The following is a 3069-nucleotide window of genomic DNA, read 5'->3' as shown; positions in this document are numbered from 1 at the left end:
CGATAGTTCAATGCGATGCAGCCGGGCTGGCACGGCTGCTGACGGCGAGAAAGCCGCGAATGCCGTCCAGCAGCGCGACCAGCGCCTGCTCCAGCACTGCCAGTTTTTCCGGACTGGCCTCGCCCTTGGCGCTGAGCGCCGCTTCCAGCTCGGCGGCGCGCTGCTGCACTTCCATCGCGCCAACCAGGCCGGCCACGCTCTTGAGGGTATGCAGCAGGCGAATCGCCAGCAGCGGATCGCTTGCCTTGCGCACCCGCTCGATCACATCGGCCTGTTCATCGGCAAAGCGGCCGAGCAAGTCCAGATACAGCTCGCGATCGCCCAGTGTGCGCGCCAGGCCGCTTTCCACATTCAGGCCGACCAGTTTGGGCAGCTGCAGGCGGGCGCCATGGCGGGTGCCGGCCTGGTCGCCATGGCTGGGCCTGATCCAGCGGGCTACCGCATCGAACAGGGCTGCCGGGCTGATCGGCTTGGCCAGGTGATCATTCATGCCGCTGGCGATGCAGCGCTCGCGCTCCTCCTGCAGTGCGTGGGCGGTCATGGCCACTACCGGCAGATCGGCCAGGGCGGCTTCGGCGCGGATGCTGCGGATGGTGGCATAGCCATCCATGATGGGCATCTGCACGTCCAGCAAGACCAGATCGTAATGATCGGGCGAGCGCGACAGCAGCAGGTCCAGCGCCTGGCGCCCGTCATTGGCCACTTCGACGTGGGCGCGGGTGGCTTGCAGCAATTCGAGTGCAATCTGCTGATTGATTTCATTGTCCTCGACCAGCAGCACCGACAGGCCGCTGAAGTCGGGAATCGCGGCCGGTGTTGCCAGAGCATGGCCAGACATCAGTTCTCCTGTTCCTGCAATGAGCCCTACATTGAAGCGGAAGGTGGAGCCACGGCCTGCCGCGCTTTCCACTGAAATGCTGCCCCCCATCATTTCCACCAGCCGGCGCGAAATGGACAGGCCCAGGCCGGTGCCGCCGAATTTTCGCGTGGTGCTGCCATCGGCCTGGGTAAAGGCCTGGAACAGGCTGGCGCACTGGTCGGCGCTCATGCCGATGCCGGAGTCGCGCACGGTAAACGCCAGCCATACCGACTCGCCATCGAGGCGCTCCACACTGGCCGATACCGCCACTTCGCCTGCCTCGGTGAACTTGACCGCATTGTTGACCAGATTGATCAACACCTGACCCAGGCGCAGTGGGTCGCCACGCAGGCGGCGCGGCACGCCGGGTGGTACATCGATCAGGTATTCGAGGCCCTTGTCCTGGGCGCGACCGGCAGTGACTGCGGCGACATTGGCCAGTACCTCGTCGAGATCGAATTCGACCGATTCCAGATCGAGCTTGCCGGCCTCGATTTTCGAAAAGTCGAGAATATCGTTGATGATGCCGAGCAGCGACACGCCGGCAGTGTGGATCTTGTCGAGATAGTCGCGCTGCTTGGGGCTGAGCGCGGTTTTCAATGCCAGATGGGCCATGCCGATGATGGCATTCATCGGGGTGCGGATTTCATGGCTCATATTGGCAAGGAACATCGATTTGGCGCGGGTGGCTTCTTCGGCGTGGCGGCGTGCTGCCTCCACCTCGCGCAATTCGTTCTGCATGGTGAGCATTTGCAGCCGGGTGCGCACGGCCTGGCCTTGGGCAAGCTCGAAAATGCCGTGGTAACGCTGGTGGGCGGCATAGGCGGCGGCATAGTCGCCCAGCTCGGCGTGGATCTCGGCCAGTTCGCGGGTGGCGCGCAGGGGCATGAAGCTGTAGCCCATCTCGCCGGCCTCGTCGATGGCGCGTTCCAGATCGGCCACGGCCTCGGGCAGCTTGCCACGGCAGTGGTGCAGATGGCCGCTGGCCCACCAGGTATAGGGGCGCAGCTGGCGGTCTTCGAAATGTGCGGTCAGTTCGCGTGCTTTGGCGCAATGCCATTCGGCACGATCAAGCTCGCCGCGTCTGGCCAGTACATAGGCGGCTACTGCCATGAAAAAACCGCGATTGGATGGCGAGCTGCCCAGTGCATCGCCGTTACCATCGAGGTAGGCCGCTATGGCGGCATGGGCGCCATCGACATCATCACGCGATAGCTTGCACAGGGCCAGTATCACGCCGATAAAGGCCAGCAGCCACGGCTCATCGCTGTCCTGGGCCAGGCTGTGGGCGCGCTGCAGCAGTTTTTCGCCATCTTCGATATTGCCGCACACATAAAACAACTCGCCGATATTGCAGGCAATCTGCGCCTCGCGCCCTTTCAAACCAAGCTGGCGTGCGCCTTCCAGCGCGCCGTAAAAATGACGGATCGCTTCGTCGGTGCGGCCTGATTCCTGGGTGATGACGCCGATCACGTTCAGCGCATACACGCTGGCGGTATCGGGCCGGGCCGGCAGGATGGGAATCAGCAGGTCCTGGCAACAGGCATAGGCCGCTTCTACCTGGCCGAGGCTGCGCATGCGCGCCACGCAGCCAAAGCGTGCCAGCAACAGGCCCTCGTGATGCCTGATGCTGCTGAAATAGGCATCCAGCGGGGCGAAGCGCTGCTGCGGGTCGATGTCCAGATCGGCAAACACCTCGCTCAAGGCAATCAGCAGCTCGCCGAAATAATGCAGCGCCGCACTCTGGCTGCCGGCGGCGGCTTGCATTTCGCGGCCGATGCGGGTGGTTTCAGCCGGATCGCTGCGCATGATGTCCAGCGCCCGCTCGAAATGCGGGCGCCAGTTGCGGCCATCGTGCAAGGAGTAGAGCGGGTCAGTCATGCTTGCTTGCCAGTTCCATCCGGTTCGCTGATCGTGATGCCGGCCCGTTTTGCCAGCAATTCCAGCAAGGTCAGTGCTGCGTCGTAATCATACTGCTGGGTGGCGCGCTCCACTGCTGAAAACGACTCACCGAGGCCGGCACGCAACGCTTTGCTATGGCTGAGTATCCAATCGCCGACATCGCCATCATTGTCGCGCAGCAATGCCAGCAGCTCGGCTACCCGCTCGGCCAGACTCGGGCCTTCGTCCGGCAGCGTAGCGGCGGCCGCCGGCTGCTGGCTGCCGAGGGCGGCGCACAGGGTGTGCAAGGCCTGGCGCAAGCTGGCCAG

At 63.8% G+C, this 3069-nt stretch carries 2 protein-coding genes; both read right to left on the bottom strand.

The window, feature by feature from the left end; translation table 11 throughout:
- Nucleotides 1–7 precede the first annotated feature (7 nt).
- Nucleotides 8–2740 carry an ATP-binding protein gene (locus tag ACE3OH_RS21200; protein ID WP_374357917.1) on the bottom strand — a complete coding sequence of 911 codons (2733 nt, stop codon included), beginning with the start codon at nt 2738–2740 and terminating at the stop codon, nt 8–10.
- On the bottom strand, nt 2737–3069 hold a 333-nt coding region (locus tag ACE3OH_RS21195), incomplete at its 5' end, for a hypothetical protein (RefSeq protein ID WP_374357914.1). The genes ACE3OH_RS21195 and ACE3OH_RS21200, both read right to left, overlap by 4 nt.

The organism is Chitinimonas sp. (assembly GCF_041904975.1).
GTDB lineage: Bacteria > Pseudomonadota > Gammaproteobacteria > Burkholderiales > Chitinimonadaceae > Chitinimonas.
This window is presented reverse-complemented; position numbering and strand designations above follow the sequence as displayed.

Coding starts and splice junctions, on each gene's coding strand:
- ACE3OH_RS21200 (WP_374357917.1), bottom strand. CDS start 2,740: ATGACTGACCCGCTCTACTCCTTGCACGATGGCCGCAACTGGCGCCCG.